Source organism: Amorphoplanes digitatis, assembly GCF_014205335.1.
In the GTDB taxonomy this organism is placed as follows: Bacteria; Actinomycetota; Actinomycetes; order Mycobacteriales; family Micromonosporaceae; genus Actinoplanes; species Actinoplanes digitatus.
Window position 1 is genome coordinate 4479557 of sequence record NZ_JACHNH010000001.1, and the last position, 25098, is coordinate 4504654.

At 73.6% G+C, this 25098-nt stretch carries 25 protein-coding genes; 8 read left to right on the plus strand and 17 right to left on the minus strand.

Annotation, left to right across the window (positions count from 1 at the left end; translation table 11 throughout):
• Positions 1-4: 4 nt before the first annotated feature.
• The 3 genes from BJ971_RS19620 to BJ971_RS19630 all read left to right on the plus strand — a co-directional run bounded on the left by BJ971_RS19620 (position 5) and on the right by BJ971_RS19630 (position 1883).
• A complete protein-coding gene (locus BJ971_RS19620; RefSeq protein WP_184994711.1) occupies positions 5-679 on the plus strand; it encodes a nucleotidyltransferase domain-containing protein in 675 nt (224 codons plus the stop codon).
• A complete protein-coding gene (locus tag BJ971_RS19625) occupies positions 676-1443 on the plus strand; it encodes a nucleotidyltransferase domain-containing protein (RefSeq protein ID WP_184994712.1) in 768 nt (255 codons plus the stop codon). The genes BJ971_RS19620 and BJ971_RS19625 overlap by 4 nt, the downstream gene beginning before the upstream one ends.
• An 89-nt stretch (positions 1444-1532) precedes the next feature.
• Positions 1533-1883, plus strand: a complete 351-nt coding sequence (locus BJ971_RS19630; RefSeq protein WP_184994713.1) for a hypothetical protein — start codon at positions 1533-1535, stop codon at positions 1881-1883.
• A 24-nt stretch (positions 1884-1907) separates the two neighbouring features.
• Here the strand turns inward: BJ971_RS19630 and BJ971_RS19635 are convergent, their stop codons facing one another.
• The 3 genes from BJ971_RS19635 to BJ971_RS19645 form a co-directional block, all read right to left on the minus strand.
• The gene (locus BJ971_RS19635; protein WP_184994714.1) at positions 1908-2768 is read right to left on the minus strand and encodes a tetratricopeptide repeat protein; all 861 of its coding nucleotides are present in this window, start codon (positions 2766-2768) and stop codon (positions 1908-1910) included.
• A gap of 65 nt (positions 2769-2833) precedes the next feature.
• Positions 2834-3322, minus strand: coding sequence for a MarR family transcriptional regulator (locus BJ971_RS19640; protein ID WP_239087246.1), 489 nt, complete (start codon positions 3320-3322; stop codon positions 2834-2836).
• 8 nt (positions 3323-3330) lie between these two features.
• On the minus strand, positions 3331-4575 hold the full coding sequence (locus tag BJ971_RS19645) for an FAD-dependent oxidoreductase (protein WP_184994716.1): 1245 nt from the start codon (positions 4573-4575) through the stop codon (positions 3331-3333).
• A gap of 76 nt (positions 4576-4651) precedes the next feature.
• On the opposite strand from BJ971_RS19645, the gene BJ971_RS19650 reads away from it, so the two are divergent.
• A complete protein-coding gene (locus BJ971_RS19650) occupies positions 4652-5296 on the plus strand; it encodes a nucleotidyl transferase AbiEii/AbiGii toxin family protein (RefSeq protein ID WP_184994717.1) in 645 nt (214 codons plus the stop codon).
• Between the two features lie 314 nt (positions 5297-5610).
• Positions 5611-8109, plus strand: a complete 2499-nt coding sequence (locus BJ971_RS19655; RefSeq protein ID WP_184994718.1) for a DEAD/DEAH box helicase — start codon at positions 5611-5613, stop codon at positions 8107-8109.
• 22 nt (positions 8110-8131) lie between these two features.
• Here the strand turns inward: BJ971_RS19655 and BJ971_RS19660 are convergent, their stop codons facing one another.
• The 6 genes from BJ971_RS19660 to BJ971_RS19685 all read right to left on the minus strand — a co-directional run bounded on the left by BJ971_RS19660 (position 8132) and on the right by BJ971_RS19685 (position 15796).
• A complete protein-coding gene (locus BJ971_RS19660) occupies positions 8132-8644 on the minus strand; it encodes a hypothetical protein (RefSeq protein WP_184994719.1) in 513 nt (170 codons plus the stop codon).
• Positions 8641-10497 (minus strand): dynamin family protein, encoded by a 1857-nt coding sequence (locus BJ971_RS19665; protein ID WP_184994720.1) that lies wholly within the window; start codon positions 10495-10497, stop codon positions 8641-8643. The genes BJ971_RS19660 and BJ971_RS19665 overlap by 4 nt, the downstream gene beginning before the upstream one ends.
• The gene (locus BJ971_RS19670; RefSeq protein WP_184994721.1) at positions 10494-12449 is read right to left on the minus strand and encodes an Hsp70 family protein; all 1956 of its coding nucleotides are present in this window, start codon (positions 12447-12449) and stop codon (positions 10494-10496) included. The genes BJ971_RS19665 and BJ971_RS19670 overlap by 4 nt, the downstream gene beginning before the upstream one ends.
• A gap of 106 nt (positions 12450-12555) precedes the next feature.
• Positions 12556-14022, minus strand: coding sequence for a dynamin family protein (locus BJ971_RS19675; protein ID WP_184994722.1), 1467 nt, complete (start codon positions 14020-14022; stop codon positions 12556-12558).
• 29 nt (positions 14023-14051) lie between these two features.
• Positions 14052-15179 carry a DUF4037 domain-containing protein gene (locus BJ971_RS19680; protein WP_239087247.1) on the minus strand — a complete coding sequence of 376 codons (1128 nt, stop codon included), beginning with the start codon at positions 15177-15179 and terminating at the stop codon, positions 14052-14054.
• A 59-nt stretch (positions 15180-15238) separates the two neighbouring features.
• Complete coding sequence (locus BJ971_RS19685) at positions 15239-15796, minus strand: helix-turn-helix transcriptional regulator (RefSeq protein WP_184994723.1); 558 nt, start codon at positions 15794-15796, stop codon at positions 15239-15241.
• Between the two features lie 47 nt (positions 15797-15843).
• Here BJ971_RS19685 and BJ971_RS19690 point away from each other — a divergent pair, with 47 nt between their 5' ends.
• Both BJ971_RS19690 and BJ971_RS19695 read left to right on the plus strand, forming a co-directional pair.
• Positions 15844-16731 carry a class I SAM-dependent methyltransferase gene (locus tag BJ971_RS19690; RefSeq protein WP_184994724.1) on the plus strand — a complete coding sequence of 296 codons (888 nt, stop codon included), beginning with the start codon at positions 15844-15846 and terminating at the stop codon, positions 16729-16731.
• An 82-nt stretch (positions 16732-16813) separates the two neighbouring features.
• Positions 16814-17617, plus strand: coding sequence for a DUF6745 domain-containing protein (locus BJ971_RS19695; protein ID WP_184994725.1), 804 nt, complete (start codon positions 16814-16816; stop codon positions 17615-17617).
• Between the two features lie 58 nt (positions 17618-17675).
• On the opposite strand, the gene BJ971_RS19700 is transcribed toward BJ971_RS19695, so the two are convergent.
• Positions 17676-18563 carry an EamA family transporter gene (locus BJ971_RS19700; RefSeq protein WP_184994726.1) on the minus strand — a complete coding sequence of 296 codons (888 nt, stop codon included), beginning with the start codon at positions 18561-18563 and terminating at the stop codon, positions 17676-17678.
• 83 nt (positions 18564-18646) lie between these two features.
• Between BJ971_RS19700 and BJ971_RS19705 the strand changes: the two genes are divergently transcribed.
• Entirely contained in the window at positions 18647-19522 is an 876-nt protein-coding gene (locus BJ971_RS19705; protein ID WP_184994727.1) for a LysR family transcriptional regulator, read from the plus strand.
• Here the strand turns inward: BJ971_RS19705 and BJ971_RS19710 are convergent.
• The 7 genes from BJ971_RS19710 to BJ971_RS19740 all read right to left on the minus strand — a co-directional run bounded on the left by BJ971_RS19710 (position 19497) and on the right by BJ971_RS19740 (position 24169).
• The gene (locus BJ971_RS19710) at positions 19497-20117 is read right to left on the minus strand and encodes a class I SAM-dependent methyltransferase (RefSeq protein WP_184994728.1); all 621 of its coding nucleotides are present in this window, start codon (positions 20115-20117) and stop codon (positions 19497-19499) included. The two genes, BJ971_RS19705 and BJ971_RS19710, sit on opposite strands and share 26 nt — an antisense overlap.
• A 67-nt stretch (positions 20118-20184) precedes the next feature.
• Complete coding sequence (locus tag BJ971_RS19715; RefSeq protein ID WP_184994729.1) at positions 20185-20742, minus strand: MerR family transcriptional regulator; 558 nt, start codon at positions 20740-20742, stop codon at positions 20185-20187.
• Positions 20743-20881: 139 nt separating this feature from the next.
• The gene (locus BJ971_RS19720) at positions 20882-21316 is read right to left on the minus strand and encodes a bifunctional nuclease family protein (RefSeq protein ID WP_239087248.1); all 435 of its coding nucleotides are present in this window, start codon (positions 21314-21316) and stop codon (positions 20882-20884) included.
• A 191-nt stretch (positions 21317-21507) separates the two neighbouring features.
• Positions 21508-22188, minus strand: a complete 681-nt coding sequence (gene ftsR, locus BJ971_RS19725; protein WP_184994730.1) for a transcriptional regulator FtsR — start codon at positions 22186-22188, stop codon at positions 21508-21510.
• A gap of 68 nt (positions 22189-22256) precedes the next feature.
• Complete coding sequence (gene odhI, locus BJ971_RS19730) at positions 22257-22709, minus strand: oxoglutarate dehydrogenase inhibitor Odhl (RefSeq protein ID WP_184994731.1); 453 nt, start codon at positions 22707-22709, stop codon at positions 22257-22259.
• Between the two features lie 202 nt (positions 22710-22911).
• The gene (gcvH, locus tag BJ971_RS19735; RefSeq protein ID WP_184994732.1) at positions 22912-23292 is read right to left on the minus strand and encodes a glycine cleavage system protein GcvH; all 381 of its coding nucleotides are present in this window, start codon (positions 23290-23292) and stop codon (positions 22912-22914) included.
• Positions 23293-23320: 28 nt separating this feature from the next.
• Complete coding sequence (locus BJ971_RS19740; RefSeq protein ID WP_307837359.1) at positions 23321-24169, minus strand: DUF881 domain-containing protein; 849 nt, start codon at positions 24167-24169, stop codon at positions 23321-23323.
• Positions 24170-25098: the final 929 nt, after the last annotated feature.

The following is a 25098-nucleotide window of genomic DNA, read 5'->3' on the forward strand; positions in this document are numbered from 1 at the left end:
GCGGGTGATAAATCTCGTCACCGAGCACACGATCCTCGCGGTCGTGGTCGGCTCCCGCGCGTACGGCCTCGACGGCCCGGACTCCGACCACGACCGCCGCGGCGTGTACGCGGCACCGACCCGCCTGTTCTGGCACCTGGACAAGCCGCCGGCCCACCTCGACGGCCCGGCCGACGAGCAGTTCTCCTGGGAGCTCGAACGGTTCTGCACCCTCGCGCTACAGGCGAACCCGACAGTGCTCGAGGTGCTGTGGTCACCGCGGATCGAGCGGGTCACCCCCGACGGCGAAAGACTGCTGGCCGCCCGCCGCGCGTTCCTGTCCCGCCGGGTCGCCGAGACCTACGGCTCGTACGCCCGCGACCAGCTCAAGCGCGTCACCGCCCGGCGCGCGCGCACCGGCGAGACCAACCACAAGCAGGCGATGCACATGATCCGGCTGCTGCTGGCCGGCGCGCACGTGCTGCGCACCGGCGAGGTCCTGGTCGACGTGTCGCCGCTGCGCGGGCGGCTGCTCACCGTCCGCCGCGGTGACCTGCCCTGGGAGTCGGTGACGGCCTGGGCGGACGACCTGCTCGCGGACCTGGCCGCCGCGTCCGCGGCGACCACCCTGCCGGAGTCACCGGACCGGGCGGCCATCGACGCGCTGCTCTACTCCGTACGCGAAAGGGGTCTGTCGTGACCGTCGACGTGCCCGCCTGGGCCGCGGAGATCACCGCCGGCCTCGGCTACCCGCTGGTCTTCGCGACCGTGAGCGGCGCACACCTGTACGGCTTCGCGTCCGTCGACTCGGACCTGGACCTGCGCGCGAGCCACGTCCTGCCGGCCGCCGAGGTCGTCGGCCTGCGCACCGGGCCCGAGACCGTCCAGTCCGAAGGGCTGCGCGACGGCGTCGAGCTGGACGTCGTCAGCCACGACCTGCTCAAGTTCGCCCGCCTGCTGAACAGCCGCAACGGCTACGTCCTGGAGCAGCTGCTGTCGCCGCTGGTGGTGGCGACCTCGCCGGTGCACGCCGCGCTGGTCGAGCTGGCGCCCGGGCTGCTCACCAGCCACCACGCCCACCACTACCTGGGCTTCGCGGCCACCCAGGAGCGGCTCTTCGCGCGGACCGGTGAGCTCAAGCCCGCCCTGTACACGCTGCGGGTGTTGCTCACCGGCATCCACCTGATGCGGACCGGGACGCTGGAGACCGACCTCGGCGTGCTGGGCGGCGGCCTGGCCTACGTGCCGGAGCTCATCGCCCGCAAGCGCGAGGCGGAGCACGGGCCCTTCCCCGCGGCCGCCCGCGCGGCGCTGGAGCGGGACATCCCGCGGCTGCGCGCCGAGCTGGAGGCCGCCCGCGACGCGTCCGCACTCCCCGAGCACGCCGACCCGGCCGCGGTCGAGGCCCTGCACCGACTCGTGGTGCGCGTCCGCCTGGGGTCAGTCGGCGCAGCCGTCGTGTGAGGTTTGGTGCGGCTTGCCGCACTGCGCCTAGAGCATCCTAGGATTCTAGGAGTTATCCCCCGGCGGGTCCGGCGGTCTACCCTGTGCACATGCCCACCAGCGCGCCCGCAGCTCCGGCACCGCATCTGGCCCGGCCTCACCGGCCGGTGCTCGTCGCGGGGACCCTCGGCGAGCTGTCCGGGCCGCGGCACGGGATCGTCGAGCTGCCGCTGCGGCTGTGGTGGAACCCGCAGCGCGCGTTCGACCTGGACCAGCCGACGATGCTCGCCTGGATGTACGAGAACGTGCTGCGCGAGGCGGTCCGGATCGAGGAGCTGCGCCGCCACCTGGACGGGCCGACACTGATCCGGCTCTGGCCGGAGCTCAACCTCCCCCGCGGCGTCCGGGCGGCCTGGGAGGCCCGCCACCCGGCCCTGCGCCGCACCACCGCCGCCGCCTGACAGATCGATCGTCGGGCCGCGAACTCAGTCCTCGAGTAGGTCTCGCAACGCCGCTTCGGCCAGCGTGTCCCCGCTCTGCGCGGCATGACGGAAGTGTCGCTCGGCACCGGCCAGGTCACCGTGGCGCTCGAGCAGGACCGCGAGGTTGTGATGTGCGTGCGCGTCGCCGAGCTCTGCGCCGGCGCGGTAGGCGGCTTCCGCGGCGGCGTCGTCGCCGAGTACATCGGCGTAGAGGTTTCCCAGCGGAACCATGCTCTCGGTTTCGCCCAACTCCACGCCACGCAGGTACACGAGGCGACCCTCTTCGACCCGCCCCGTGTCCACCAGCAGCCGGCCGAGGTCTGCGCGGGCCGAGGGGTAGAGCTCCGCTGCGGCGCGCAGGGCAGGCTCGAGGGAAGGGTCGAGGCTCGTGCACCACCGCCAGCAGGCCAGCACCGCCGCGGCCAGCTCGTGGCCCGCGGCCTCGGCGCGTTCCATCGCCTCGAAGGCCGCGTCGCGCTCACCCTGCTCCCGCAGGGCGAAGGCAAGCATCACGGCGCCGCCGCTGTCGCCGGCGCGCTCGGCTTGCTCGTACGCGCGCATCGCGCCGGCCAGGTCGCCGAGGTCGTCCAGCACCAGGCCCAGGTTCAGCCACGCATCGGTCTCGCCGCGATCGAGGGCAAGCTCGTAGGCGTCCACCGCTTCACGAAAGCGTTCCTGCCCGGCCAGGCAGTTGCCGAGGTTGAAGGCAGCGACGGCATCGCCGAGGTCCGATGCCCTCCGGAAGCAGTACTCCGCGCCGCCGGCCTCGTCGCCGTCCGCGAGGTCGCACCCGATGGTGACCAGTTCGTCAACATCGGAGGTCGCGTGCGCCTTGCGCAGCAACTGAGCCGAGGTCACCTCCACGATCTTGATGGTGCCTCGCGTGGCAGCCGACCCGCGAGAAAACGCACTGTTCGAACCGCCGCGACTCAGGCGGATTGCCGCGCGGTGTCGCCGCCGCGCAGGAGGTCCAGCTCGGCGAGGTACATCGCCTGCATGCTGTGGTGGTGCCGGACCAGGAGCAGCACCTCCTCGACGGTGTAGCCCTCGACGAGCCGCCTCGCCCGCTCGGCGAAACGCTCGTACGGGCGCTCCAGTTCGGCGGCCCGCTCCGGTCGCAGGGTGACGATCACCCGCCGCCGGTCCGCCGGATCGCGTTCGGCCGTGACGTAGCCGGCCTGCTGGAGCCGGCGGAGCATGCTGGTCACCGCGCCGGTGGTGAGGTTGGTCCGCTCGGCCACCTGCCCCGCGGTGGCGGATCCGACGTCCGCCAGGAAGTCCAGGCACTCCAGGTCGCTGACGGTGAGACCCAGCCCGTCGGCGATGGCGTACCGGAACACCATGGACAGCCGCGAGGTCTCCCGCCCGGCGCGCATGAGGTCGGCGATCGCGGACGCCCGGGCCGGCTCGTGGGACATGCCCGCAATCATGCCTCCGGAACGGTGACCCGGTGCAGCCGAGGTAGCACGCGGGTCAGCACCCAGCGCGGGGCGGACGCGTCCCCGGTGAGGCGGCGCATCATCCCGGCGGCGGTGTCGACGGCGCGGAAGGCGTAGGGCACCATCTCGTCCTGGTAGCGGGCGATCGCGTCCTCCACCGGCTCGCCGCTCGCGCGGGCCTCGACCAGCCTGCGGCCGAGCAGGGCGGCGTCGCGGAGCGCGGTGTTGCCGCCGTGGGCGCCGAACGGCGGCATGACGTGCACGGCGTCGCCCATCATCGTGGCCCGGGGCACCGCCCACCGGCGCGGGCGGCGGCCGGCGGCGAAGAGGTTGAGCACCGTGGCGTCCAGCTCGGCCGTGTCGACGAGCCGCCGGATCAGCGGGTGGAAGTCCGCACTCAGCCGGGCGGCCAGCTCCCGCAACGCCAGCAGGTTCCCGTGCACGCCCATGGGCACCTCCTCCTGCCGCAGCAGCATCCCCCACATGACGTAGTCATCGCCGGTGGGCGCGTAGCTGCCGGGGGTCACCCGCGCGAACGCCTCCCGCGGGCTCTCGCCGAACCGCATGGAGGTGAAGAAGAACGCGCGGCCCGGCCGGTCGGCGATGGCCAGGACCCCGCTGGTACGCAGCGCCTCCGGGATGACGCTCTCGCCGTCGCGCCACAGCGGCGACCGGCCGTATACGCCCGCCATCGCGGTGTTCGCCGGGCCGGCGTCCGGTATGAGCTGCCTGCACAGCGCCGAGCGCACGCCGTCGGCGCCCACGACGACGCTCGCCGCGACGGACCCGCCGTCGGAGAACCGCAGCCAAGGCCCGTCCGGGCCGTCGTCCACCGCGACGGCCGACCTGCCGTAGTGGATGCGCCCGTCCAGCCCGGACATCAGGATCGACCGCAGGGTCAGCCGGTCGACCTGGCGGGTCGCGTGCGGCTCGATCTTGAAGGTGATGGTGAACGCGTTCCGCAGCCGGCTGTCGGTGAAGCGCACGTGCCCGCCGGGCTCGTCGCCGGTGGTCAGCGCCAGGCGGTACAGCGGGCGGGGCAGGCTCTCGCGCAACGCCTCCAGCCCGTACCGGTCGAGAATGATCCGGTAGCCCTGCTGCCGGACGAAGGGGCCCGGGTCGCGCTCGTAGACGTGCACGTCGATGCCGGCGCGCATCAGGTACTGGGCGAGGCAGAGGCCGGAGAGGCCGGCACCGGCGATCGCCACGGAGAAGTCGGTCGATACGTCCATGCGGTTATCTTAATGACTAAGATGATTTGGACAAGGCCGCCCGGGAACTGTCGGTGGTCACCGCTAGCGTGGCCGCGTGACGGCGAACATCGACGACTTCTACCGCGACGTGACCACCATCGCCCTCGGCGTCGGCGAGAAGCACGGGTTCGTGCTCGGCGGCGGCGTCGCCTGGCTGGTCAACGGCCTGGTCCGGCGGCCGACGGAGGACATCGACCTGTTCACCGACACCGCGGGCGCCGTCGGCGCGGCCGCGGGGCAGGTCACCGCCGCGCTGACCGCGGCCGGTTACCACGTGTTCCGCGAGGTCGGCGACGAGATGTTCGAGGGCATGGACGAGGACCTGCGCGAATACCACGTGGCGGACGGGTCGCGGGCCCTGCGGCTGACCCTGACCCGCCTCGACCGGCGGCGCGCGCCCGTGGTGATGGACGTCGGGCCGGTCATGCACCTCGACGACCTCGTCGCGTCGAAGGTGGCCGCCCTTGTCAACCGGCGCGAGGTGCGCGACTACATCGACGTCGGCGCCGCCCTGGAGCGCTACCCGCTCGACCGGGTGCTGGAGCTGGCCCGCGCCCTGGAGCCGGGCCTCGACGACGAGGACATCGCCGACGCGGGCCGCTACCTGGACCGCCTCGACAACGAGCGGTTCGGCCTCTACGGCCTGACCGCGGACGACATCCGGGCGCTGCGCCACCGGCTGGCGCCCTGGCCACGCTGAGTGGTTCGCCGCGGGCTTCGGCAACCGTTTCGCAACCTGGGGCGACCCGGGCGGCAACCGCTCGGGTCGAATCTAGGTCCCTGCGAGGCCACCACCTTGAGAAGGAGCTCCCCATGTGCCTTCCAATCGCTACCGCCGCCGTCGCCGCCGCCGTCCCGGGCCTCGCGGGCAGCGTCGCCGGCACGATCCGCCCGGCGTCGGGCGTCTGACGGATCAACCTGCAACTCCACAGCAAGGTCCCTTCCGCGGCCGGGCGCGATGCGCGCCCGGCCGCGGTGCTGTGCCCGGGCGAGCCTCGATAGGCTTGACAAATCATGACGCTCACCGAACGCCTGCCCGGCAACGCCGAACCCGACGCCGTCTTCGACGCCTTCCAGACCTGGGTCGCCGAGCAGGGCCTGACGCTGTACCCGCATCAGGAGGAGGCGCTCATCGAGATCGCCACCGGTGCGAACGTCATCCTGAACACCCCGACCGGCTCGGGTAAGAGCCTGGTGGCGACCGGCGCGCACTTCGTCGCCCTCGCCGACAAGCGCACCACCTTCTACACCGCGCCGATCAAGGCGCTGGTCAGCGAGAAGTTCTTCGCCCTCTGCAAGATCTTCGGCGCGCACAACGTGGGCATGCTCACCGGCGACGCCAACGTCAACGCGGACGCGCCGATCATCTGCTGCACCGCGGAGATCCTCGCCAACCTCGCCCTGCGCGAGGGCGCCGACGCCGACGTCGGCCAGGTGATCATGGACGAGTTCCACTTCTACGCCGAGCCCGACCGCGGATGGGCCTGGCAGGTGCCGCTCATCGAGCTGCCGCAGGCCCAGTTCGTGCTGATGTCGGCCACCCTGGGCGACACGACCCGCTTCGTCGACGACCTCGCCCGGCGCACCGGCCGGGCAACGGCCGTCGTCAGCAACACCGAGCGGCCGGTCCCGCTGATCTTCTCGTACGTGATGACGCCGCTGCACGAGACGATCGAGGAGCTGCTCACCACCCGGCAGGCGCCGGTGTACATCGTGCACTTCACCCAGGCGGCGGCCCTGGAGCGCGCGCAGTCGCTGATGAGCATCAACATGTGCAGCCGCGCCGAGAAGGACGCGATCGCCGCCGCCATCGGCGGTTTCCGGTTCACCGCCGGCTTCGGGCGCGCCCTGTCCCGGCTGGTGCGCCACGGCATCGGCGTGCACCACGCCGGCATGCTGCCCAAGTACCGGCGGCTGGTGGAGACGCTCGCGCAGGCGGGGCTCCTCAAGGTCATCTGCGGTACGGACACCCTCGGCGTCGGCATCAACGTGCCCATCCGGACCGTGCTGTTCACCGGCCTGTCCAAGTACGACGGTGTCCGTACCCGGCTGCTCAAGGCCCGCGAGTTCCACCAGATCGCCGGCCGGGCCGGCCGGGCCGGCTACGACACCATCGGCACGGTCATGGTGCAGGCGCCGGAGCACGTCATCGACAACGAGCGCATGCTCGCCAAGGCCGGCGACGACCCGAAGAAGCGCCGCAAGGTGGTCCGCAAGAAGCCGCCCGAGGGCACTATCGGCTGGGGGCAGCCCACGTTCGACCGGCTCGTCGTCGCCGACCCGGAGCCGCTGACCTCGTCGTTCCAGGTGTCGCACGCGATGCTGCTCAACGTGCTGGCCCGCGGCGGCGACCCGTTCGCGGCGATGCGGCACCTGCTGACCGACAACCACGAGGAGCCGGCCGCGCAGCGCCGGCACATCCGCCGGGCCCTGGCGATCGCCCGGGCCCTGGTGGCCGGCGGGGTCGTGGAACGGGTCGCCGGGCCCGACGGCGTCCGGTACCGCCTCACCGACGACCTCCAGCTGGACTTCGCCCTCAACCAGGCGCTCTCCCCCTTCGCGCTGGCCTGCCTGGAGCTGCTCGACCGGGAGGCGCCGGAGTACCCGCTCGACGTCGTCTCGGTCATCGAGGCGACCCTGGAGGACCCGCGGCAGGTGCTCTCCGCCCAGCTGTTCAAGGCCAAGGGCGAGGCCGTCAACGCCATGAAGGCCGAGGGCATCGAGTACGACCAGCGCATGGAGCTGCTCGAGGAGGTCACCTACCCGAAGCCGCTGCTGCCGCTGCTGGAGGGCGCGTACGAGACGTACCGGCAGGGACACCCGTGGGTCGCCGACCACGAGCTGAAGCCCAAGGCCGTGGTCCGCGACATGTACGAGCGCGCGATGACCTTCACCGAGTACGTGTCGTTCTACGGCCTGTCCCGCTCCGAGGGCCTGGTGCTGCGCTACCTCGCGGACGCGTTCCGGGCGCTGCGCCAGACGGTGCCGGAGGACGCGCGCACCGAGGAGCTGACCGACCTGATCGAATGGCTGGGCGAGCTGGTACGCCAGGTCGACTCCAGCCTGCTCGACGAGTGGGAGCGGCTGCGCAACCCCGGTGCCGAGGTCGTCGAGGTGTCGCCGCTGGACGACAAGCCGCCGGCGGTCACCCGCAACGTGCGCGCGTTCCGGGTGCTGGTCCGCAACGCGCTGTTCCGCCGCGTCGAGCTGTTCGCGCTGCGCCGCGCCGAGGACCTCGGCGAGCTGGACGCCGAGTCCGGCTGGAACACCGACCGGTGGATCGAGGCCCTCGAGGACTACTACGCCGAGTACCCGGTCGTCGGCACCGGCCCGTCGGCGCGCGGCCCGGCGTTGCTGCACATCGAGGTCACGCCGACGATGTGGAAGGTCCGCCAGGTCTTCGAGGACCCGGAGGGCGACCACGACTGGGGCATCGAGGCCGAGGTGGACCTCGCGGCCAGCGACGAGGTGGGCGCGGCGGCGATCCGGATCACGGCCGTCGGCCCGCACTGACCGCGCGGCACCACACCCGCGGTCAGTGGGTCTGCTCGTACTTGTAGACCTGGTTGGAGACCTCGCCGTACGCGCTCTCGGCGTTCGCCATGCCGTTGAGCCAGTTCAGCGTCTCCGGGCTGGCGTGGTGCAGGTTGTGGATCATGTCGAGGGTGTCCTGCACCGGTCCCCCGCCGGGTGCCGCCGCGCCGAGGTCGCCGACGTCGCCCAGCTCGCGTACCGTCGCGAGCTGGCCGTTGAGCTGCTGGATCAGGGCCGCGGTGTCGCCGGAGACCGGCAGGGCGGCGTAGCCGCCCGGGTAGCCGTCGCCGTTCGCGATCGAGACGATCGACGGCTCCTGGTCCGCCGGACCGAGCGCCTCGACCGCCTCGAACCCGTCCTCGATCTCATCCGCGATCTCGTCGGCGATCCGGTCGGCCTCGTCGTCGTAGAGCGCGTCGAAGATCTCGCCGTCGGAGTCGTCGATCTCGTTGATCTCGTCGAACGGCTCCGGCGCGTCGTCGCAACCGCAGTCGCCGTCGTAGTAGTCGGTCATGGTGGGCCCCTCCTCTGGTCGCCGATCGCGGCGGTGATGCCGAGATAACGGGTCGTGAGCTGGGTCAGTGCGGCCAGCGCGTCCGTGGTCCGCTCGCGGACGCCCGGACCGGCGCCGGCCAGTAGCCGCTCGTGCTCGGCGACGGCCGCGTCGAACTCGGCACGCCAGGCCTGCACGCCCTCGGTCACCGAGTCGCGCAGGCGGACCAGCGCCTGTTCGAGCGCGGCCTGCGCGGCGGCCGGCAGCTCGACCTCGACCTGCGCCATCACCTGGGTGACGTAGCGGGCGGCGTCCTGGCGCGCCTGGTTGACCGCGTCCTTCCTGCGGCGCCGCTCGTAGAGCACCAGGACCGTGCCGAGCCCGACCACCGCCGGCGCCAGGAAGCCGGCCACCAGGGCCCCGGTGAGGCCGGCCGCCAGCGATCCCAGGCCGATCGACGGGATGATCCGGTCGACGGCGGAGGCGTTCGCGGCACCGCGGGCCGGTGCGGCGAGGTCGCGCAGATGCTCGGGGAAGGCGACGGTGACCTCGTCGGCGCCCGGCCCGGCGAGGTCGGCCAGCTCGGCGCAGAGCTCGGTGAGCCGCCCGCGCAGCCACGTCTGCTGGTCGAGCCAGATCGCGTGGACGCTGCGGGCCAGCTCGTCGGGCAGCCGGTCGATCAGCTCCCGGTCGCCGCCGCGGGTCAGGTCGAGCAGCTGGTCGCGCAGCCCGATGACCCGGCGCTTGAGCTCCAGCCGCTGGTCGCGTTCGAGCACCCGGCCGCGCTCGGTCAGCCGGGAGCGGCGCCGGGCGATCCACTCGTCGGCGCTCGCGAGGCGTTCGCGCAGCCGGTCCAGGTCGGCCGGCAGCCCCGGGTCGCCGGAGAGCGAGAGCTCGTTGCGCCGCTGCGCGGTGAGCTGCCGGTCGACCGCGCGGCCGGTCACCAGCAGCGCGTTGCGCAGCCGGATCTGGTACGCCTCCGCGGCCACCCCGGCGGTCAGCGCCGCGGCGAGCGGGTCGAGCCCGCTGATCCCGCGCAGCCGCCGGGCCCGCTCGGCGTCGCCGCGCACGGCCGAGCGGGCCGAGTCGGCGGCGGCGCGGTTGCTCACCGGGAACCAGGGCGCGCCGGCGTAACGGGGCGCGTGGGTGCGCAGCAGGGCGAGGTCGCGCTGGAGCACCGCCGGCCACTCCGGGTACTTGTCGGTCTGGGTGAGCACGAACGCGACGGTCGCGATGCGCTCCGCGGCCTGCGCGAGGAAGCGGCACTCCGACGCGGTCAGCTCGGAGCCGGCGGCGGTGACGAAGAGCAGGGCGTCGGCGCGGGCGAGGGTGGCCAGGGTGACCGCGGCGTGCCCGGCGATCAGGCCGCCGACGCCCGGGGTGTCGATCAGGCAGAGGCCGCGCAGCAGCGGGTCGGGCAGGCCGATGCCGACCTCGAGCACGTCGGGGTGGCGCGGGCGCCCGGTGGCGGGGTCCAGGGCCGCGTACTCGCCGACCTCGTCGAGCGTGACGGACCGGCCGGCCGGCTCGTCGAGCGTGACCACCCGGGCGGTCGGCTCGGTGGCGTGGTGGACCGCCACGTGCACGTTCGTGGCGACGTCGGCGTCGACCGGCAGCAGCCCGCCGCGCCCGGTCAGGGCGTTGATCAGCGAGCTCTTGCCGCAGTTGCGCTCGCCGACGACGACAACGGTGGCGGCGCCGCCGGCCAGCCGGTCGACCTCGGCGCGGATCGCCGCGACCGCGGCCCGGTCGTCCAGCCGGTCGAGGACGAGCACGGCGTCGGCGATGAAGCGCAGCGCCTCGGCCCGCGGTCGCTCACCGGAGCGCGGGCGCGGCGTCGCGGGTGCGCCGACGGCGGGCTTCGCGCTCGTCATGAGAGCATCCAGCTGTTGTCGGTCCACCACTCGCCGGCCTCGGCGCCCGAGGAGTCCATGATCATCGCGACGATGTGCTCGTCGTCATGGCTCCAGAAGATGCGGAAGATGTCCTCCCCGTCCGGGTCGTCGAAGCAGATCAGCCGGCCGATCCGCGCGTCGTCGGAGGTCCAGGTGCCCTCGGACGGCGAGCCTTCCGTGCAGTCCCCGTTGCCGAAGACCTTGGCGGCCTGCGCGTCGAGGTAGGCGGTCATCGACGACGAGCTGTCGAACTGGATGACGGCGACCATGTAGTCGAGCTTCGGGTCGCCGTTGCACTCGATCGCGGCGTCCATCCCGTCGGGGTCGACGTCCCAGCTCTGGCAGCTCTCCTCGTCGAGATCGGACATGTCGAGCTTGTCGTAGAGGTCCTGCTCGCTCGAGCCGAGGTTGTCGCGGGCGGTGGGTTCGGTGGTGGTCTCCTCGGGCTCGGGCGTCGGGGTCTCCTCTTCCTCATCGTCCTCGGGCGGGGTCGTGCCGATCGCCACGCTCAGCGGGTTGGGCGTTGGCGTGGTGACCACGGGCTCGGGGGTCGTCGTGGCCACCACCGGCGTCGGCGTCGGATAGGGGTCGTCGGTCGAGATGGTGGCGAACGCGGTCGCTGCGGCGGCGACGACGAGCACCCCGGCGACGCCGGACACCAGCGCGACCCGGCGGTGCCGGCCGGCGATCGCGCGAAGACGATCGCGCCGCCCGGCCTTGGGGGCGGGCGGCGCGATGACGAAAGGCATCGTCGGCGCGACGGCAGGCCGCGCCGGCACGATCACCTCCGTCGGCGCCGCGGCCCCGGCAGCGGCGGCGTCCGCCGCCGTATCGGCGGGCGCGGCAGCCGGGGCGGCCGGGGCGGGCGCGGCGGGCGCGGCGGGCGCGGCGGCGCCCTTGGTGATCGCGGTCAGCGCGCCCTGGCACACCACGGCCTTGGGGTCACCCTCGGCGACCGGCAGCCGCCCGATCCGCGCCGCGACCAGTTCGGACACCCGGGGTATGCGGCTCGACCCGCCGGTCAGATAGACCGCGGCGAGGTCGCCGACCGCGACCCCGGCCTCCTCGACGGTACGGATCAGCTCGTCGACCGTCGGCGTCAGCTGCTCCTCGATGGCCGCCTCGAGCTCGGCCCGGGTGATGCGCACCTGCGCGTCGGCCGCGTGCACCGGCACCATGACGACCGTGCGGCCGGAGAGCGACTCCTTGGCCTGGGTCAGGTAGGTCAGCTGGCTGGCCCGGCGCTGCTGGCCCTTGGTCGAGGAGTCCGACCACAGCCGGTCCCACTCCTCGGGTGCGTCGTGCCGCACCTGGGCGCCGACCACCTCGCGCAGCGCCTCGCTCACGTCGTCGCCGCCGAAGTCGGGGTCGCCGCCGGGCGGCCCGCAGATCTCGAACCCCTCCGGGGTACGCCGCAGCACCGCCGTGTCGAAGGTGCCCCCGCCGAGGTCGTAGACGGCGATGTGCGCGCCGGCCGGGATCGGCGTGGCGCCGGAGGCTGTCGCGTAGTGGACCGCGGCGGCGACCGGCTCGGGGATGAAGGCCGGCTCGGGCAGCCCCGCCAGGGCCGCCGCCCGGGCCAGGCGCCCGGTCTCGGTGGCCGTCCACGCGGCCGGGTGGGTGAGCGCGACCTCCGCGGGCGGGCCGCCGTTGCGGCGGGTCGCCTCGTCGACGACGCGGCGCAGCGTGGCGGCGACGATCTCGACGGTGCGCAGGTCGCGGTCGCCGAGGCGGGTCTGGTCGTCGGCGACCAGGGCGCGCTTGGGTTGCAGCTCGGCGCGGTCCGGGTAGATCGCCGCCTCCTGCGCGGCGTCTCGCCCGGTGAGCAGGTGGCCCTCCTCGTCGAGGCAGACGACCGACGGCAGATACCGGCTGTTGTCTATTTCGAGGATCTCCGATTTGTTATCGCCAGCCGCATTTTCGGAGATCATGGCGGCACACGTGAAACTGCTGCCGTAATCGATTGCTATTGACCAGCTGCCCACCCCTGAATCTTATCGGAGAAGTGGGTTACACGATCGGGTGAAAAACGCATGCCTAAATGGAGCGATGGGCGAAGAACGCGGTTTCGGTCAGCTCGCGGGCGGCGCGGGCGTGCCGGGCGAGCAGCCGCGACGGGCTGCCCTCCAGGCGCCGCCAGCGGGCCACCCACTCGTCGGCGGCGACCGCCACCTGCGCCGCGCCGGCGTCCGCGGCCAGGCCGAGGCGGACCGCGTCGGTGTTGCCGGTGGCGAGGCTGATCAGCGCGTCCGCGCAGTCGTCGCTGAGCGACAGCCGGCCACCGGCCAGGTCGCGCAGGGCCGGCACGAGCGCGGCCTGGCGCAGCACCGGGTCGCGCTTCACCTCGTTGAGGCTCTCCCGCAGCCCGGCCAGAATCGCGGCGGAATCGCCGTCGCCACCGAGCCAGGTCGCCCGTTCGAGAATGGTCACCGCGGAGGCGGCGCGAAGCCTGTCGGCCGAACGGATGAAGTTCTCCTCGACATATCCGACGAGCTCCGCCACGCCCGATGACTGCGCCAATCTGCGCAACAACTCGTCGCTGCGGACCACCCCGGACCGGACGTGCGCGACGGCCTCGCGGAGCCCGTGCACGCCGAGCAGCCGCAGCAGCCGGGCCCGGTCGGCGGAATCCTCCCCGGACGGCGACCGCGCGTGCGCGTACAGGAAATCCTCGAGGTCGTCGGGGTCGAGCGCGGCCAGCCGGCGCAGGCGGCGGGCGTCGGCCTCGGTGAAGGTGTCGCCCGCCGCCGTCTCGGCGAGCAGGCCGATCACCGGCACCACGTCGGCGACCAGGCCGCGCAGGTCCCGCGCGTACCGCGCGGCGATCCGGCGGGCCCGGGGCCACGGGTCGTCGCCGCCGTCGCCGAGCGTGTCCACCCGGCTGAGCACGCCCAGCACGTTCGCGGCGCTCATCCCGGCCCGGCCCGACGTGCCGCGCAGCGCCTCCAGGGCCTCCCGGTCCCGCTCGCCCGGGTGCGGCATCACGTAGAGCAGCGCGTCCGCCTCGGCCAGGGCGGCCATCGCCGGGTCGTCCAGCCCGGTCAGTGAGTCGAGCCCCGGCGTGTCGACCAGGTTGTAGCGGTCGGCGAGCCGGGCGTTCGCGGTCTCGACCACCACCGAGGCGATCGTGTCGGCGGGCACCGGTAGCTCGGCCGGCACGCCGCCGCCCGGCGCCGCGGGGACGTGGATCGACTCGCCGGCCTTGGTGATCAGCTGCACCCGGTTCTGGTGGTGGTGCCGGTACCAGGTGACGAGCGTGGTCGTCTCGGTCGCGCCGGTGGCCGCCAGCCGCTGCCCGAGCAGGGCGTTGACGAGCGTGGACTTGCCGGCGTTGACCCTGCCGCCGACCGCGATCCGGATCGTGCGCTCGGCGAGCCGGTCGCCGACCGCGGCGACGGCGTCCCGGGCCGGGCCGGCCGGCAACCGCGCGACGACGTCCGCGCAGAGCAGTCGGAGGCGGTCACAGACCGAGCGGCCGCCGGACGGCCGGGCGAAGGTGGACATCCGCCGACGATAAGGGCCGAGGGCCGCGCTCAACGAGCGCCGGTGGCCGGCGAACCTCGCCTGAGGACGGTCGCGAGGGCCCCGGTCAGGTCCGGGCGCCCGAGCACGTCGGTGCTGTCCACGTACTGGTCAACGGCGCCGTAGGGCGCCACGGCGGCGAGCGCGGGATCCTCGACGCGCTCGATCAGGGCGGCCGCGAAACGGGCGGCGTCGATCACCCGATAGGGCCGGTCGTGGTACGGCCGGCGGCCCGGGTCGACCGGGCGGGCGAGCCCGAGCCGGTTCTGCCACCGGCCGGCGGCCTCGTAGGCGTCGCAGAGCGCCGCCTGCCGGCGCGCCGGTTCGGCGGCGGCGACGGCGTCGCGCAGCGCCGTGGCGATCGCCTCGGTGCCGGGCAGCGCGGCGAACGCGGTGCCGAGCCATTTCCCGTACGGCGGGTAGCGGCGGCCGAGCAGCAGGCACAGCCGCATGACGTCGCGGGCCAGCCGGGCGGCGAGTAGGCGGCTGCCGAGGTCGTCGCCCGCCTCGGCGGCGCGCCCGACGAACGCCTCGTCCTGCGCGATGCGGGTCCACTGCGCGGCAAGCAGGCACCGCCACACGTCCGCGGGGTACCAGCGCAGCCGCTCGCGCAGCCCGGTCAGCTCGCCGGTGTCGTCGTGGAAGACCGCGCCGCCGGTGACCTCGGCCAGCCGCTGCGCGGGGGTGGCCAGCCAGTCCGCGGCGGTCACGCCGCCGCGGGCGTCGAAGCCCAGCAGCCCGGCCGACCAGCTCGCCACGTCGGTGATCTCGACCCGGTGCGCCACCGGCCCGGTCGTGGCGGTCATGACCCGGACCCGCGCGCCGGGGGGCTCGAAGTGTGTCGGCCAGCCGCGCACCCGCTTCGGCAGCCGGTCGGCGAGCAGCGCCGACAGCCGATCGCCGTGCCGGGCCGCGTCGGCGGCGGTCAGGAACAGCTCCAGCCGCGGCCCCCAGTCGTGGTCGACGGAGCGCGCGGAGTCGAATCCGAGCACCTCCGAGCCGGGGCCGACCCGCGCGGCGGCGTGCGGCAGTCCGGGGTACGCCTCGTCCAGCAGCGGGCGCACCGCCTCCTGGTAGAGGTACCGGCACAGCCGCAGCCCGGGCAGGAACGGCGGCATCGGTTCCACTGTCGACGACATGACGTCGGACCGTATCGCGCACGACGCTCCCGGTCCTGTTGTTTTCCGCAGGAGGACCGCTAGGCGAGGTGGGTGCGCTGGCCTTCGGGGTCGAGGATGCAGAGCAGCTCGGCCGGGCCGTCGTGCGCGCCGAAGGAGTGCGGGACCATCGTGGAGAACTCGGCCGCCTCGCCGGTGCCGACCAGGATGGTCCGCTCACCCAGCCGCAGCATCACGGTCCCGGACAGGACCGTGAACCAGTCCCGGCCGGGGTGCACGCGCAGCTCGGCCGGGGCCGGCCGGGTGACCCGCATCTTCGCGACCGTGACGCCGCCCGGCCCCGCCTCGCGGGACAGCAGCCAGGTCGTCCTGCCCCGCGCCTCGTCGCGGTGCGGCCTGATCACCACGTCGTCGTCGTCGACGGACTCGACGAGCTGGTCCAGGGTGGTGCCCAGCGCGCGGGCGATCGGCGTCAGCTGGTCGAGGGCGATGCGGCGGTGGCCCGTCTCGATCCGGCTGAGCGTGGACGGGCTCAGGTAGCAGCGGGAGGCCAGCTCGTCCAGGGACCAGCCGCGCGCGGCGCGCAGGCCGCGGATCCGCTGGCGGACGATGGCGTCGAGGTCGCCGTCTTGCGTCATACGCAAGACTGTATGTCATTGGCGCAAAATCCGGCTATGGTCGGCCCATGGGAGACCACGGACACGGACATCAGCACGGACATCGACACGGACACGGACATCGACACGGACACGGACATGAGCACGGACACGACCCGGACGCCCTGCCCGAGCTGCTGGAGCTCGACGCCGAGGTGCTGCACGAGTACCGGGACGCCCTGCTCGACCAGGTGCAGGACCTGACCGGCGGCGCGCCGCGCCGGATCCTCGACCTCGGCTGCGGCAACGGGACCGGCACGCTCGCGCTGGCCGGGCGCTTCCCCGGCGCCGAGCTGATCGCGGTGGACGTGTCGCCGGACATGCTGCACCGGCTGCGCGAGAAGGCCGCGAGGGCCGGCGTCGCCGACCGGGTCCGGACCGTGCAGGCGGACCTGGACGAGGGCTGGCCGGACGTGGCCGGCGTGGATCTGGTGTGGGCCTCGGCATCGATGCACCACGTGGCGGACCCCGACCGGGTCCTCGCCGACGTGTTCGCCGCGATCCGGCCCGGCGGCCTGCTGGCCGTCGCCGAGGTGGCGTCGCACCCGCGGTTCCTGCCGGACTCCTTCGGCGGCGGCGTCGAGGCGCGGGTGCACGCCGCGCTGGCCGCCAGGCAGGCCGCCGAGATGCCGCACCGCGGCGAGGACTGGGGGCCCCGGCTGCGCAAGGCCGGATTCGCCGTGGAGTCGGCGCGGCACGTCACGATCGACCTGACGGCCCCGCTGCCGAGCGCCACCGGCCGCTACGCGCGGGCCGTCCTGGCCCGCATGCGGTCCGGCCTGCACGACGAGATCAGCGCCGCCGACCACGCCACCCTGCAGACCCTGCTCGACGGCGACGGCCCGGAGAACCTGCTGAGGCGCGACAACCTGACCGTGCACGCCGAGCGCAGCGCGTGGTTGTGCCGGCGGCCTTAATCGGGTTGCCCCGCTCGCGGGGGTCGGTCACGATGGCGCGCATGATTACCGCTGAACGAAAGGGCGCGTGCGCCCTCGCGCGTTGACCGCCCCGACGCGGCGCCGAGTCGCCGCCGATCTTGATCACTGGCACCACGCGGTCGAACTGCGGCGGGAGTGGCGGGACATCGGTCTCGCCACCGAGCCGGCCGACCGCGACGCGGCCGAGGAAGTCCTGACCCGCCTGTACCGGCGCCACGGCCGCGCCCGGCCACGGTTCGCCTGGGCCGGCTCGCCCCGCGACGCCCTGCCCCTGACCTCGGGGATGCCCACCCACGACGACCTGCGGGGTTGGCTGCGGCCCCGGCAACCACCGGGCCGGCCGCCGCTGGCCGGCGACATCGCCGCCGGCTGGTCGCGGCTGATGAGGGCGCTCGACGAGGGCGCCGATCCCTGCCTCGGCCCGCTGCGGCCGCCCGGCAAGAACGCCAAACCCTGGCCCGTGCTGCCACCGCCGGCCGCGCTGGCGGCGGGCGTCCCGCTGGGCGAGGTCCTGCGCCAGGGCGTACGCGGCGCGCTGCGGACCGTCCTGATGGACAGCGTCGTCCTACCGGTACGCGCCACGCTGGCGCCGCCGCGCCGCGTACCGGTCGCCTGGTGGGGCCAGCAGGACGCCTACTGGATCGGGTACCACGACGTGCTGCGCCGGCTGGGGCTCGCCCAGCACGGGCCCGTCGTCGGCGGCCGCCTGGACGAGTGGGCGACCCTGGCCCGCTCCTGCGGCTGGTGGTGGCCCGGCGAGGAGGTCTGCGTCGTGGTGGAGCGGCCGGCCCGGATCGAGCACGTCCCCTTCCCCGACGACACGCTGCCGGAACCGGCGCACCCGGCCGTCACCTACCGCACCTGACCGCACGGGCGGCCGGGCACTTCAGTGCCCGGCCGTCGCCGCCGTCAGCCGGGCCACGCTAGACCAGGACGCCGTCCCGGGTCTGAGGGGTCGCCGGCGCCGGGGCGGGGTGTTCGCGGGCGCCCGTGCGCTCGGCGCCGATGCCGGCCGCGACCACGAAGGCGATTCCCGCCACCGGCGCCCAGCCGGGCACCTGGCCGAGCAGCACCAGGCCGATCACCAGCGCGATCGCGGGCTCCAGGCTCATCAGCGTGCCGAACGCGGCCGTCGTGAGCCGGCGCAGGGCGAGCATCTCGAGGATGAACGGCACCACCGGCAGCAGGATCGCCAGTCCGAGCCCGATCAGCAGCAGTTGCCAGGTGATGCCGGTCAGCACAGACGGGCCGACCACCAGCGTCGCGACCAGGCCCGCGACCGGCATCGACACCGCCAGGCCCTGCAGGCCCGAGACCTCGTCGCCGACCCGCTGGGTGAGCAGGATGTACGCCGCCCAGCACGCCGCCGCCGCCAGCGCGTACCCGACGCCGACCAGGTCGATCTCGCCGCGCCACGGCTCGGTGAGCAGCACGACGCCGACCGCCGCCAGCACCGGCCACACCTTCGTGCCGCGCCGCCCGCGGAACACCGCGACGGCGAGCGGGCCGAGGAACTCCAGCGCGCTGGCCGTGCCGAGCGGCAGCCGCGCGATCGCGGCCATGAACAGCATGGTGACCCCGGCGGTGACGACGCCGAGGGCGACGCTGGCCAGCAGCCCGCGGCGGGTGAACCGGCGCAGCCGCGGCCGGACCAGCACCGCCAGGATCACCCCGGCCCACGCCAGGCGCAGCCACGCCGCGCCCTCGACGCCGGCGGAGTCGATGAGCCCGACGGAGGCCGCCAGGCCGAGCTGGACGAGGAGCATCGAGGCGAGCGCCATCGTCGAGCCGGTCCGTGCCTCTGTACGCATGGACCCCAGTAGAGCCGCTCCGAATGTTCACGTCCACGTGCTAATTGTGGATTCACCGTTCGGGTTTGGCTGACAATGACCCGATGGACACCCGGCGCCTGCGCTTACTGCTCGAACTGTCCCGGCTCGGCTCGATGCGCGAGGTCGCCGACGAGATGCACGTCACCACCTCGACCGTGTCCCAGCAGCTCGCCGTCCTGGCCCGCGAGGCAGGCACCACCCTGATCGAGCCGGACGGGCGCCGGGTCCGGCTCACCCCGGCCGGGCGCCGCCTCGCCGAGCACGCGGTCACCATCCTGGCCGCGGTGGAGACCGCCCGCCTCGACCTGGACCCCGGCGCGGAACCGGCCGGGGACGTGCGGGTCGCGGGCTTCGCCACGGCCGTACGCCGCTCGCTGCTGCCGATCGCGGCCACCCTCGCCGCCACCCACCCGCGGGTGCGCCTGCTGATCCACGAGCACGAGCCGTTCGAGGCGTTCGAGCTGCTGGCCACCGACCTGATGGACCTGGCGCTGACCTACGACTACAACCTCGCGCCGGCCGCGTTCGACCCGGCGCTCACGGCGATGCCGCTCTGGGAGGCGCCGTGGGGCCTCGCGGTGCCGGTGGAGTCGCGGGCCACGGAGTTCGCCGCGTTCCGGGAGCACGACTGGATCGTGAACTCACGCAACACCGCCGACGAGGACGTGGTGCGTACCGTCGCGGCGCTCGAGGGTTTCGTGCCGCGGATCGTGCACCGGGCGGACAGCCTCGACCTCGTGCAGGACCTCATCGTCGCCGGGCTGGGCGTCGGGCTGCTGCCGATGGACGGTACGAGGCTGCCCGGGGTGCGGCTGCTGGACCTGCCGGGCCAGCAGGTCCGGCTGCGCAGCTACGCGGTGACCCGCCGCGGCCGCTCCGGCTGGCCTCCGCTGGCCCTGATGCTGCGGCTGCTCAGTGCCGAAGGCGGCGCAGCTTGACCGTGCTGTCCGTGCGGTGTGCCGGTTGGCCGTCCGGGCCGTTCTGGAGGCGGTCGTGTACCTCGCTCAGCAGCACCTCCCACTCCCCCTCCGGCAGCTCCAGGGCGGCGACGACCTCGTCCGGCTCCGGGAAGTGCGCGTCGCCGTGGTCGAGGCTCTGCGCGGCGAACGGGCCGAAGTCCTGGTGCCCCTCGATCAGCAGGATGCCGCCGGGCGCGACGGCACCGGCGGCGGCGCGCAGCACCCGCTCCCGGGGCAGGCCGGCGCGGGAGTGGAGGAACTGCGCGGACACCACGTCGTAGCTGCCCGCCGGGAACGAGGCGGCCAGGTCGTGCCGCTGGAAGTCGATCGTGACCCCGGCCTCGGCGGCACGCGCGGCGGCCCGGTCCAGGGCGACCCCGGAGATGTCGACGGCGGTCACCGCCCAGCCGAGCCCGGCCATCCAGATCGCGTCGCCGCCCTCGCCGCAGCCAAGATCGAGCGCGCGACCCGGCGGGAGGCCGGACACCTCACGGGCCAGCACGACATTGGGGGCACCGCTCCACACATGGTGCTGCTCCGCGTACCGGGAATCCCAGAAGCCCTCGTCGCTCATGGGACGAGCGTGACCGCGGCGGCCGCGGACCGCAAAGGTCCTTGCCGTTACGGCAAAACGCGGCGGGTCAGCCGGCGCGCCGCCGGGCGCGGCGGGCCGCGAGTTCGTCGCCGGCGGCGGGCTCGGCCGGCAGGTTCGTGCCGACCGGCTGCGGCGCGGACGCCTGCTCGGCGGGCAGGTGCGACAGCGAGCCCTGGATCTCCTTGAAGGCGCCGCCGATGGCGATGCCGAAGACGCCCTGGCCGCCCTGGAGCAGGTCGACGACCTCCTCCGGCGAACGGCACTCGTAGACCGTGGTGCCGTCGGAGATCAACGTGATGCCGGCGAGATCCTCGACGCCGCGCGAGCGCAGCGTCTCGATGGCCCGGCGGATGTTCTGCAACGAGACGCCGGCGTCAAGCAGACGCTTGACGACCTTGAGAACGACCAGGTCACGGAACGAGTAGAGCCGTTGGGTTCCGGAGCCCGAGGCGTCCCGGATGCTCGGCACGACAAGCGTCGTCCGGGCCCAGTAGTCCAGTTGGCGGTAGCTGATCCCGACCGCCTGACATGCCGTCACTCCGCGATAACCGGTAACGCCGTCCTCGCCGACAAGTGGACCCTCTACAGAGTCTGACTCGTGCACGCGACTACCTCCCCGCTGCGCGGTGCCGCTTCACCTGGACTTCACGAGCGTATAACTCAGCGCGCCGCGAAACAGGGAGGTAATGCCGCGACACGCCGCGTATGGACGACCGGTCCTTTGGTGATCGTCGATGCGACGACTAGCCGGCGAAGTCCTCCGGGCGGACCTGATCGAGGAACTCGCGGAACTTCTCGACCTCGTCCTCCTGCTCGTCCGGAATGACGATGCCGGCCTCCGTCAGCACCTGGTCGGCGCAGCGGATCGGGGCGCCGACGCGCAGGGCCAGGGCGATCGAGTCGCTGGGCCGCGCCGACACCCGCAGGTCGTCGCCGATCAACAGGTCGGCGTAGAAGACGTTCTCCTTGAGCTCCGTGATCTCCACGGCCTTCAGCGGCGCCTGGAGCGCGGCGAGGACGTCCCGGAGCAGATCATGGGTCAGCGGTCGGGCCGGCTTCACGCCCTGCTGCTCGTACGCGATGGCGGTCGCCTCCACCGCGCCGATCCAGATCGGCAGGTAACGATCACCGTCGACCTCCCTGAGCAGGACGATCGGCTGGTTACTAGGCAGCTCCACCCGAACCCCGACCACGCTCAGCTCGCGCGCTGCCCGCCTCCGTGTCGCACGTCGTACCCGCCCCGTAAAGCCGCCCGAAGGCGGCCATCAGGCTGTTTCACGCCTATCCTGCACGGTACACGGACCCCCGGGGGCCGGCGCCACGCGTTGCCCGTGTCTCCGGCATACCCGGGCCACTACCGGCGAATCGCTCAGCGCCCGAGGGTGTCCCGCAGGCCGGCCCGCACCAGCGCCGCGTGCAGCCGCTGGGAGAGCGCCTGCAGCTCACGGGCGGTCTCCGCGGCCCGTGCCCGGGCCGCGGGGTCGTGCTGGCGCACCAACGGCGTCAGCAACTGGGCGAACAGTCCGACCTCGCGGTCGGCGCCGGTTCGGAACGCCCGCAGATGGCGCACCTCAAGGCCGTGCCGGACCAGACCGACCACGGCCTCGACGATCACCACGGCGTCGCCGTCGTACCAGCCCGGCGGTCGCGACGAGACCAGGCCGATCTGCTCCAGCTCGGCGAGCATCTGCTCGGCGATGCCGGTGCGCTCCACCAGGTCGGCCCGGGACACCCGGGTGTCGGCGGGGTCCGCCGGCACCTCGGTCTCCGAGCCGACCGCCACCAGCGACGGCCGCCGGTGTGCCAGCGGGTCGTCGCCGCGTTCCTGTGCCTCCAGCTGCTCGCGGATGACCCGGAGCGGCAGGTACTGATCGCGCTGGGCGGTCAGTACGAACCGCAGCCGGGCCACGTCGTTCCACGAGTACTTGCGGTAACCGGAGGCGGTGCGCTGCGGGTCGACCAGCCCCTCCGCCTCCAGGAACCGGAGCTTGGAGATCGTGGTGTCCGGGAACTCGGTACGCAGCTGGGCCAGCACCTCCCCGATGCTCATCAGCGCACTGTCACGGCCGCCCTGAGCGCGAGGGCTCTGGTGGTCGTGCGCGGCCGCCCCCGACGGGTTCACGCCCCGCTTCCCTCGCCCTCCGGGCGGGGACCGGCGATGAAGACCAGCCGGAACTTCCCGATCTGGACCTCGTCCCCGTTGCCGAGGGTCGCGGACTCGACCCGCTCCCGGTTGACGTAGGTGCCGTTCAGCGAGCCGACGTCGCGGACCGTGAACGTGCCTCCGTCGCGGTGGAACTCGGCGTGGCGGCGCGAGACCGTCACGTCGTCAAGGAAAATGTCACTGTCGGGATGCCGGCCACTCGTGGTCACGTCATGGTCCAGCAGGAACCGTGCACCCGCATTGGGGCCACGGCGCACGACCAGCAGCGCCATGCCGGGCGGCAGCGAGCCGGACATCCGGCTCGGTACCACGTCGGTCTCGGGGCCCTCGAGCACCTCGTCGAGCGCACCGAGGTTCAGCGTGGACGTGACGTCGAGTGGGGGAAACTCGTCGTCTGGGCGCGTCATCGGACCACCTCACGGATCTTTTTCGGTCGCCGCCCGACGACACGGGGTGAGCGGACCGGACCCGGGTCCGGAGCGCAGCGCCCCCCGCCGCTGCCCGGAGGCCCGGACGGCACGACTATCGGTTTCGAAGTAATAACAGTTCTACATGTGCCCCGCGAGCCTAGTCAGCAGCGAAATAGCGAGCAACCAGACGCGCGGGCGATCAGCTGTCGGTCAGAGCCTTGTATTCATCGGCGGAGAGCAGACCCGCCAGGACCGCCGGATCCTCCGGGGCGATCTCGACGAGCCAGCCGGCCGCGTACGGCTCGGCATTGATCAGCTCCGGTTCGTCGGCGAGACTGGCGTTGATCGCGACCACCGTGCCCGCGACCGGCGCGTAGATCTCCGAGACGCTCTTCGTCGACTCGATCTCACCGAGCGCTTCACCGGCCCGCACCGCCGTGCCCTCGTCGGGCAGCTGCACGAACACGATGTCGCCGAGCGCGTCCTGCGCGAAGTGGGTGATGCCCACCCGCACGGGCGCGGAACCGTCGCCGGACACCCACTCATGTTCGGCCGTGTACCGCAGGTCCTCAGGAATCACACATTCCTCCGTTGACAAGCGCGCCCGTTCACTTGACCGGACGCGCGTACTGCAGGCTGGTGGGCTGACGCACCGCGGTCACGTCGACCGTGCTGCGTTGCTCCATGGTCACGTTACCGCCGGCCTGGCTCACCGAAGCGACCACCCCACCGGGGATCTGCAACGCCGTCTGCATGGTCGACGGCACCCCGATCACCCGCAGCGTGTACGGCCCGCTGAGCTGTTTGCCGTCGACGATCACATCGCCGCCGGCAGCGTCGACGAAATACGACGACGCGACGATCCGCACGGCGTCACCGTTGTCGCCGACGATCTCCATCACCTCGCCGCCGGCGCCCCGCAGCTCCTGCACGGCGTTGAGGATCTGGGAGGCCTTGATCGACGCGCCCCGCGGATCGATGACGATCTTCAGGCCGGGCCCGTGCGCGGGCAGCGTGCCGGAGAGCAGGCCGAGCTCGTCGGCGCGCTTGTCGGCCTCCGCCAGCGCGGCCTGCCGCCCGGCGACGCCGGAGGTCAGCTGCCGCTGGCTCTCCTCCAGGGCGTTGATCTCCTGCTGGAGGCGCTGGTCGCGGGCCTCGAGGTCGCTCAGGATGCCGACCAGGTCCTCCTGGCGCGCGGTGGCCAGCCCGGCGTCGGCGTCGTTGCTGCGCAGCTGCACGACAAGGGTGAACCCGAGCAGGGCGAGCAGCACCCAGATGAGGGCACCGGCCGAGGTGACCCGGCGCTCCCGGGGCGGCTCCCCGGCGGTCGCGGTCACCGGTTCGGGTGACTCCGCGGACGCGGCGTCACCCGGTACGCCCCGCGGCGCATACGGATCGGCCCGGTCCGGCTCCTCGCCGGCCGGTGATCGCGGCTTCTCCGGCGGGCCGAGCCGCACCCTCCGGGCCGAGCGCTCTCCGGACCCGGCTCCAGGACCGGCGGGCGGAGCTCCAGGACCGGCGGGCGGCGCTGCGGAACCCGCGGGCGCCTCGTGCTCCGGGCCGGCCGGTGGCTCGCCGGGTGCCGGCGCGGCCGGGTGCCGAGGGAGTCTCGACGTGCCCGGCGCGAAGAACGGCGGTTGCAGCCGCACCGTCTCGCCGCCGTCCAGGCGCGCCCGCAGCGACGGGTCCGTCGGCTCCTCGTCGGCCCCGGCGGGCGCGTCCGGCGGCGTCAGGAACGTGGTGGCCTCGTCATCGCCGGTGACGGCGGGCCAGGCCCGGGACGGCGCGGCGGGCTCGTCCACGGCCGGCTCAGCCGGCCCGGCGGGCGGCTCCGTCCGGGGGCTGTACCACGCCGACCAGGCCTCGGAGGGTTTCGCGGCCGCCGCCTGCGCCGGACCCGCCGGATGGGACGGTCCGGGTTCGGCCGCGGCCGGTGGGGTGAGGCGCAGGGTCGGCCCGTCCGCGGCGAGCGGGGCGTGCGGGTCGGCCGTCTGGTCCGCGGGCGGCGGCGGTGCGGCCGACGGCGCCACCGGGCCGCCGGGCAGGTCCGGCCGGAACGAGGGCGGACCGTCGTCCGCGATGTCCGTGGCCGCCACCTCGACCTCGCCGGCCGGCACGGAGGCGGGAGCCGGCCGCGCATCACCGGCCGACACCGGAACGGGAGCCGGCTGCGCATCACCAGTCGACACCGGAACGGGAGCCGGCTCGGCGTCGCCGGCCGACACCGGGACGGGAGTCGGCCGGGCGTCGCCGGTCGACGGCGGGACGGTGGACGGCGCGGCGTCACCGGGCGACACCGAGGCGGAAGCCGGATGCGCGGCACCGGTCGACGGCGGAATGGCGGGCGGCGCGGCGTCACCGGCCGGCGCGGAATCGGGGGCGTCGC

Coding starts and splice junctions, on each gene's coding strand:
- BJ971_RS19630 (WP_184994713.1), top strand. CDS start 1,533: ATGCCCACCAGCGCGCCCGCAGCTCCGGCACCGCATCTGGCCCGGCCT.
- BJ971_RS19640 (WP_239087246.1), bottom strand. CDS start 3,322: ATGTCCCACGAGCCGGCCCGGGCGTCCGCGATCGCCGACCTCATGCGC.
- BJ971_RS19645 (WP_184994716.1), bottom strand. CDS start 4,575: ATGGACGTATCGACCGACTTCTCCGTGGCGATCGCCGGTGCCGGCCTC.
- BJ971_RS19655 (WP_184994718.1), top strand. CDS start 5,611: ATGACGCTCACCGAACGCCTGCCCGGCAACGCCGAACCCGACGCCGTC.
- BJ971_RS19660 (WP_184994719.1), bottom strand. CDS start 8,644: ATGACCGACTACTACGACGGCGACTGCGGTTGCGACGACGCGCCGGAG.
- BJ971_RS19665 (WP_184994720.1), bottom strand. CDS start 10,497: ATGACGAGCGCGAAGCCCGCCGTCGGCGCACCCGCGACGCCGCGCCCG.
- BJ971_RS19670 (WP_184994721.1), bottom strand. CDS start 12,449: ATGATCTCCGAAAATGCGGCTGGCGATAACAAATCGGAGATCCTCGAA.
- BJ971_RS19675 (WP_184994722.1), bottom strand. CDS start 14,022: ATGTCCACCTTCGCCCGGCCGTCCGGCGGCCGCTCGGTCTGTGACCGC.
- BJ971_RS19680 (WP_239087247.1), bottom strand. CDS start 15,179: ATGTCGTCGACAGTGGAACCGATGCCGCCGTTCCTGCCCGGGCTGCGG.
- BJ971_RS19685 (WP_184994723.1), bottom strand. CDS start 15,796: ATGACGCAAGACGGCGACCTCGACGCCATCGTCCGCCAGCGGATCCGC.
- BJ971_RS19690 (WP_184994724.1), top strand. CDS start 15,844: ATGGGAGACCACGGACACGGACATCAGCACGGACATCGACACGGACAC.
- BJ971_RS19700 (WP_184994726.1), bottom strand. CDS start 18,563: ATGCGTACAGAGGCACGGACCGGCTCGACGATGGCGCTCGCCTCGATG.
- BJ971_RS19705 (WP_184994727.1), top strand. CDS start 18,647: ATGGACACCCGGCGCCTGCGCTTACTGCTCGAACTGTCCCGGCTCGGC.
- BJ971_RS19710 (WP_184994728.1), bottom strand. CDS start 20,117: ATGAGCGACGAGGGCTTCTGGGATTCCCGGTACGCGGAGCAGCACCAT.
- ftsR (WP_184994730.1), bottom strand. CDS start 22,188: ATGAGCATCGGGGAGGTGCTGGCCCAGCTGCGTACCGAGTTCCCGGAC.
- odhI (WP_184994731.1), bottom strand. CDS start 22,709: ATGACGCGCCCAGACGACGAGTTTCCCCCACTCGACGTCACGTCCACG.